This window comes from candidate division WOR-3 bacterium (genome assembly GCA_016926475.1).
Classification (GTDB): Bacteria; SDB-A; SDB-A; order SDB-A; family SDB-A; genus JAFGIG01.
This window is the reverse complement of sequence record JAFGON010000098.1, coordinates 1-6,841: the sequence shown is the minus strand read 5'-3', so window position 1 is coordinate 6,841 and position 6,841 is coordinate 1. Positions and strand designations below refer to the sequence as shown.

Sequence of the window (6,841 nt, the reverse complement as noted above, 5' to 3'; positions counted from 1 at the left end):
AATTGTCAATGGGCCCGGTAGGACTCGAACCTACGACCACCTGATTATGAGTCAGATGCTCTAACCGACTGAGCTACGGACCCAAGTCTGTCTTATTTTACTTAATTGATTTGTCATGTCAAGAAAAAATCAAAAAACCTTGTTGAATTTAAGTCAATCTGATAAATTACCCTCAATTGGAGGCGCCATGGACAAAGATTTCCTGATAAGAGAATGCAGAAAAGAAGACATGCCTTTCATCGCGGACATTTCTGAAAACACCTGGGAAGGCCACGACTTCCTCGATGAAATTTTCGATGAATGGCTGAAAGACGGCAATTTATGGGTTCTCGAGACACAAAACAAAGTCATCGGCACAGTAAAAATTTCTTTTTACCCATGTCAGACCCTCTGGCTTGAAGGGTTGAGAGTCCACAAAAATTCTCAAGGCCGGGGTTGGGGCAGAATTCTCTATGATTTCACGGCGGAAAAGGTCCGCCAGATTCTCTCTTCGGGCAAGATACAATCAGCAGAGTTCGCCACGTATTACCTGAACGAAGAATCTCTTTCTCTCACGACAAGAGACGGTTTTGCCGCTGCCGAATATTTCACATCAATATCATCTGAAAGCAAAAAATTCAAACCATGCGGGAAGGATTCTGTCTCGATTTCAGAAGATTTCGAACTATTTGTAGAGAAATGCGGTTATAACGACCACATACCTCTGGGTTGGGAATTCGTCAAAAAATGCGGTGACACTTCCGGTTTTTTGAAAAAAAAAGCAAAGCTGTTCAGGTTCGAGGACAAATACTTCATCCAGCCAAAACACGCCTTCAAGGACATATTCACCCCTCTCGAGCCGACAGGCAGTTATTCGATGTCAATTCTTCCCGCTGTTTCTCTAATCGCTGGAAATTCAGGGGAAGATTACATCTCAATGATGGTTCCGGAATACTCGAAAGAAATGGCCGAATCTCTTTCAAAGGTCAACTTCAAAGTCTGGGAAGAAGGAAAAGAGAACGATGTCCTGGTTATGAAAAAAGCATTTTCACCATGATGTCTCGTCAACCGGCTTTTTGTCCTTAACACTTTTCCACCAACCGGTGTTTGCCCTGTACCATTCGACAGTGCTCTTTATGCCTTCTTCGAAACTCTTCTCGGGCACCCATCCGAGTTCTCTTCGAATTTTCCCGCTGTCCAGGAGGTATCTTCTGTCGTGCCCCGGTCTGTCATCTACATAGTTTTTGGATTTCGCTGAAGCTTGGGTAAGCTCTATCAGCAAATCAGCGATTTCTTCTATGCTCTTTTCAACAGAACTTCCAACGTTGTAAGTCTCTCCAACTACGCCGTTTGCGATAATCATATCTATCGCCCGGCAGTGATCGTCTACGTGAAGCCATTCTCTTTTGTTGGAACTGCTCTTGTAGAGTGGCATTTTTTTTCCTTCGAAAATATTGGTCAAAAAAAGCGGTATCAACTTTTCCGGATACTGGTAAGGTCCGTAGTTGTTGCTGCAAATTGAAATTGTCGTGTTCAACCCAAAGACGTTGTGGTAAGCGCGAACAGCGTGATCAGCGGAAGCCTTGGAAGCGTTGTAGACGGTTTTTGGCTGGTATGGGGACCGTTCAGTAAAAGCGCTGTCGTCTTCAAGACTCATGTCGCCGTAAACTTCGCAGGTAGAAACCTGGTGGAACCTGTCTACCCCCGAAAGCCTCGCGCAATCGAGAAGGTTTTGAGTTCCAAGAGTGTTTGTGCGGAAAAAAACACCGGGGTTCAAAATCGAATAACTGTTGTGGCTTTCGGCGGCGAAATTGACGATTACGTCCGGTTTAAAAGTTTTCAAAAGCTTTAAAACTCTTTCCCTGTCGCAGATGTCTCCTCTCTCAAAACTGTATTTAAGAGGGGATCTTTGGACTTCCTCAAGGTTTTCGAGGTTACCGGCGTAGGTGAGAAGGTCATAGTTCATGATCTCATCCAAAGGTTTTTCCTCGAACCTTTTCCTTATGTAGTTTGAACCTATGAAGCCGCATCCTCCGGTCACGAAAAGTTTCATCAATCCTCCTCGATTCTCTCAAGCCATAGCTTTAAACGGCGAGTTATGTCGATGTAGTACCCGCTGATGAAAAAAGAGTTTTCATTATCTGAAGACAAACCGATAACTATCGGTGCCTCCCCGTCGATTCCAACAACATCATTTTCGATAAATGCAAACCCGCATGAATCTGCAAAATAAAGTTTAACATCCGGTATTTCACGCTCTATTTCAGCGCTCATCCTCCGATAAGGTTCGGATCTTTTATCGCCCAAAAGGATGATGCAGGGAGATTGTGAGTACAAAGATTTAAAATAATCGAAAACGGCTGATGTCATGTATTGGTATGCGAAGTTTTCCGTCAACACTGGGTTTTCAACCGACAGAAAAACCGTATCCTCTTTTCCGACGGTAAAACCGAAGATGTCCACCTGAGCTGAACCATCTTCGTCTCTGGCGCCGGTTACGAAATAATAATCTCCCTCCCCTATCGAAAAGAAAATCCCCCCTGAAGAATCCGTTTTGAAATCGAGGAAATCAAGAGGTTTTAGAGTTCCGGAACAAATTGCGCTGACCGAGAATTCAGCGTCGTTTTCTGAAACCAAACTTCCCGTTAAGAATACGGTTTTGGGACTATTAGCGTAAGCGGCAGTTCTTTCTTCGGTTCCGTTTGCAGAATAGGAATATACGATACTAACTCCGTGTTTTTCATCGACGTAACCGAAGTTTCCGGTCATATCCGGATTGTCGGGATAAAAAGGCAGCCAACCGCCGTCTGAATAAAATTCCAACCATGAATAGGGCTGTTTTGACAAAGTTCCTGCGGGAAGGAAGGCGAGCCTTGAAGGAATCCCCAATGACCTCATCGCCGCAGCGAGAAAAATAGACCTCTCGATGTTCGACGCGGTTCTTTCTGTGAATATTTTCATCACAGACCTTCCTGGGGATAAAAGCCTCGTCGAATCAGAAATTATACTCAGGTCAGCCCATTCGTCAATCGCGACCGCCGTTTCAGCAGGATTTTTTGAAGCTTCAGCTAAGCCTCTGAAAATGTCATTTAAAAGAGGCTTGTAATTCGATGGAGGTTCAAAATATATTCTGTAGTCGAGGAGATATTTCAAGAAAAGAGTGTCAGATACAGCCATTGAATCGAGAAATCCGCATGAACTATGCAGGTTCTGGACAAACATAGCCGAATCGAATTCCAACAGGTCTATAGTCCCGAGGATTTGGATATGCTGCAGAGCGAATTCCCTCTCTTGAGAATCTTCTAAAGCGTTGTATGTCCTTATTATTTGAGGGGCTTTTCCACCCGCCCTTGCGATAATATCGTCTTCGATTTGAGTAGAGATCAGTGCGAACGCTAAGCATAGGGGCAAAAAAACCATCATTTGACCTTCATCAAAAACGAAACATCCAAATCATTCGCCAGTCCAAGCTCGAGAAGGCATGTGACAGTATCGTCCCTGACGGGTGTGAAAACACCGGTGGCGGTTTTTCCGTTATAGGAACAAAGGACAAAAACGGATACAAGCCCGCATCTTATACTAAATGCTCCGTCAGAGTCGGTGAATCCGCTTGCAATCTCCCGTAAAGCGCCCCAATTATACGACATCAAAGATAGTTTCGCGTTCTCAACAGGAGCGCTTTCGTCAGAGACGAAAAAAGTGAGTATCCCCGAATGTGCGTAATTTCCCGTGACGTTGACCAAAGACGCGTCGTTGTATGTTTTTATAACATCTTCTCCTTCGTCAAAACCTGGAGATACAGCAAGGACCAATGCTGTTTTCCCTAGAAAATCCGAAAACCATGCCCTGTCGAGAGTGGCTCCTTCGTCTATGTAGTGCCAGTCGCCGTCTATGAAGACCTCTGTCCAGGCGTGGTTGTTGTCCGTGAAAGACCAGTAAGGAACGAAAGCTTCTCTCGCGGGAATTCCAAAAGTCCTGCAGATCGAAGCTGAGAATATCATAAGCTCCTCGCACCTTCCGTACCCCGAATAGAACGTCTCAAGAGGCCCCTGGTCCCTTCTCGAAGTCTGCCTGAATTTTATGACAGACGAAGACCATCTGAATATCGCCTCCACAGCGCTTCGCGCGTTTTGGCATGTATCGAGGCTGTCGGCAAGGATTTCAAAGAAAAACGGCCTGTAATCTTCAAGAGGTTCCTGTGACAATCTCGGGTAGATAACGTATTTTTTCCAAATTTCTTCGGGGATCGGCTGTGACCAATTAAATCGTTCCGCTGAAATTTCCGGGTATTTTACGGAATTAAATACTATAAGACTTTCTTCAGGTGTAAGGTTCCGTTCAGCTATATTTTTTACGATCCAATGGTATTGATCCAAAAATTCAGGGTCCGTGCCCTCGGAGAAAACACAAAAAGTCAATAAAAAACAACCAAGGGCATGAATCATTAATGAATTTAGAACTGGTACCAGACCGTCAGTTTCGTGATCACTTCAAAACTGTTGTCGCCCGAAACCAAGTAAGGTACGTTGAAAAGGGCCAAGTCGTCTATTTTAAAATTTATTTTCAGATCTTCGTGTATGGTGATTTCAGCTCCAAGGTCAAAGGTCAAATCCCTCTCCCAGCGAGTTGTCTGATTTTCATTTTTTACGATCTGATAATTGCTTCCGTCGTATTCGACGTTTGACCTTTCAACATCTTCTACTACATACTTCAGTGAATGATTCACGGAAGTGTTCGCGCTGAGCCACTTCCAGATAAAGAAGTTGGCCGAAATATAGACCTGGGGAAATGTGTATTCTTCTATTTCAGCTTTTCCCGGAAGCCGTCTTATAAGTGTGTCCGCGGAAACGTCAGTGAAAACCGTATCGGTCTTAAAATCGTTCACAGTCTTGGTGTAGACGAAATTGACTCCAGCGCTGAATGAATTTGGGACACCCATGTCGTCAAAAGCCACCCCCGCGGTGATGGAATACTTGTTTCTCCGGTTTTCCGGGTCGATTGGAAGTCCCATCAAGGCTGAAGAAACTTTCTCGTTCGCCCTGTCGTATGTGAACGAAATTGTCGGAAGCGTGAAATATCTGGTTTGATCAGTCCACTTTTTGTACTGCAGATTCACAGAGGCCGATGAATATGAATTTGTGAAATCCGCAGAAACCGTGTCGCCAAAAGAATCAATCACTTCAAACAGGGAATTCCATGAGAGATAATCCATGCTTACGGTCAAATAATAGTTTTTGTTGTCAACTCCAAAAATACCGCCCAGAGAGTTCGCATCTGGCTCAGCTTTTACGTGACTCTGAGTGAAAAAATAATCGTATTCGCTTTCTTTTGATTGAGAACCGAAATGAAGATTCAGGCCTCCTCCGCCTCCGAACATTTTTCTGGCAAAAATAAAATCGGCTATGTATGTCGGTGGTTTAAAAGAATCCAGCATGTATGGAAAAACATCCGGACCGACGGTTATTCTCGGTCTAAAATATGTTGTGTCAAAAGGATATCCGCCGAGGTACTGTTTTCTGTTCGCCGCGAAACCTAAAAAATTCTCACCAAGCCGGTAGTGCAAAAATCCCCAACGATCTGTTCCGGGGTATCTTTCACCGAACTCAGCTCCCACAGCGTTCTTTTCAATCGCCAGTTGATAAGTGACAAGGTATCCCGGATTATACCAGGGGGTTGTTATTTCACATCCTTCAACTCCCGAAAAACAACCCAGCCCAGGTATACATACTCCGGCTGAAAGCAAAACGGGAACTGACAAGAGAATTGACGTCACCAAAGCAGAGAACAGGTTTTTTCTCATTTTTACCCCTTCGTCTAAATAAATTTGCTTTGTCAATCAAATTGATATATAGTCAAAAATCCTATAATGGCAATTAAAATTATGCAAGAATATTCTAATCGAACAGAAAATCAAAAGAAGACAAGAGAGCTCATAAGTTTCGTCCCGTATAAAAGCGCCGGGAACGAAACATATTCTTCGTTGGGTTTTAAATGCGGACTTGAAATACACCAACAACTTCTCACAGCAAAAAAACTCTTCTGCAGATGCCCGGCGGGAATCTATTTTGAGCCAGAAGACTTTGAAGCCGAAGTTATAAGGCACATGCGCCCGACTCTGAGCGAACTGGGGGAATACGACGGAACCGCTCTGATGGAGTTCAAGACAAGAAAAAGAATTGTCTACAGAATCAGAAAAGAGACTACATGCACTTATGAAATAGACGACACTCCGCCTTTTCCCGTAAACCTTCAGGCCCTTGACATAGCCCTCGAGATAGCTTGCCTTCTCAACACGAGCATTGTCGGAGAGCTTCACATAACAAGAAAACAATACTTGGACGGAAGCATTCCAACAGGTTTTCAGAGAACCGCTATAGTGGGTATCGAAGGCAAAATACCTCTTAAAAACAAGGACGTGAGAATCATTCAACTCAGCCTAGAAGAAGATTCCTGCAGAGAGGTTTCGGATTTCAGGCACGACAGAATATTCACAACCGACAGACTCGGAATGCCTCTTGTCGAAACCGTCACCTACCCAGATATGCTCAACCCTCTCGAAGTAGTCGAAGCCGGTCAATACGTCAGGTTTTTGACCAGAAGCACTGGAAAAGTGAGAACCGGCATAGGAGCGACAAGACAGGACGTAAACGTCAGCGTGTCTGGAGGGACAAGAGTTGAACTGAAGGGCATACCAAAAATCAGAAGCTTTCCCCTTCTCGTCCACAATGAAGCATTCAGGCAGAAAGCCCTTCTTGAAATAAGGAAAATTCTTCTCGGCCGTTTTAAAGACAAAAAAAACTGGCGGGTGACTTCTGTATCAATAGACCCTGAAATCCTCGGCCTGCCGACTTCACACACGATT

The 6,841-nt window shown here is 44.3% G+C and carries 6 protein-coding genes and 1 tRNA gene; 2 read left to right on the top strand and 5 right to left on the bottom strand.

The genetic code is table 11. From position 1 onward, the window contains the following. Nucleotides 1–9: 9 nt before the first annotated feature. Nucleotides 10–83, bottom strand: a tRNA-Ile gene (locus JXA84_09780). 104 nt (nucleotides 84–187) lie between these two features. Here JXA84_09780 and JXA84_09775 point away from each other — a divergent pair. After that, nucleotides 188–1,036: a GNAT family N-acetyltransferase gene (locus tag JXA84_09775; protein MBN1151491.1), complete on the top strand. Its 849-nt coding sequence runs from the start codon at nucleotides 188–190 to the stop codon at nucleotides 1,034–1,036. Here the strand turns inward: JXA84_09775 and rfbB are convergent. The 4 genes from rfbB to JXA84_09755 are packed head-to-tail and all read right to left on the bottom strand — an operon-like array spanning nucleotide 1,028 to nucleotide 5,779. After that, a complete protein-coding gene (gene rfbB, locus JXA84_09770; GenBank protein ID MBN1151490.1) occupies nucleotides 1,028–2,035 on the bottom strand; it encodes a dTDP-glucose 4,6-dehydratase in 1,008 nt (335 codons plus the stop codon). The two genes, JXA84_09775 and rfbB, sit on opposite strands and share 9 nt — an antisense overlap. Then, complete coding sequence (locus tag JXA84_09765) at nucleotides 2,032–3,402, bottom strand: transglutaminase domain-containing protein (GenBank protein ID MBN1151489.1); 1,371 nt, start codon at nucleotides 3,400–3,402, stop codon at nucleotides 2,032–2,034. Before JXA84_09765 ends, rfbB begins: the two co-directional genes overlap by 4 nt. Further along, a complete protein-coding gene (locus tag JXA84_09760; protein MBN1151488.1) occupies nucleotides 3,399–4,397 on the bottom strand; it encodes a transglutaminase domain-containing protein in 999 nt (332 codons plus the stop codon). Before JXA84_09760 ends, JXA84_09765 begins: the two co-directional genes overlap by 4 nt. Nucleotides 4,398–4,432: 35 nt before the next feature. Continuing rightward, entirely contained in the window at nucleotides 4,433–5,779 is a 1,347-nt protein-coding gene (locus JXA84_09755) for a hypothetical protein (GenBank protein MBN1151487.1), read from the bottom strand. An 81-nt stretch (nucleotides 5,780–5,860) separates the two neighbouring features. Here JXA84_09755 and JXA84_09750 point away from each other — a divergent pair. After that, nucleotides 5,861–6,841: Glu-tRNA(Gln) amidotransferase GatDE subunit E (locus tag JXA84_09750; protein MBN1151486.1), on the top strand; the 981-nt coding region annotated here is incomplete at its 3' end.

Coding starts and splice junctions, on each gene's coding strand:
- JXA84_09775 (MBN1151491.1), top strand. CDS start 188: ATGGACAAAGATTTCCTGATAAGAGAATGCAGAAAAGAAGACATGCCT.
- JXA84_09765 (MBN1151489.1), bottom strand. CDS start 3,402: ATGATGGTTTTTTTGCCCCTATGCTTAGCGTTCGCACTGATCTCTACT.
- JXA84_09755 (MBN1151487.1), bottom strand. CDS start 5,779: ATGAGAAAAAACCTGTTCTCTGCTTTGGTGACGTCAATTCTCTTGTCA.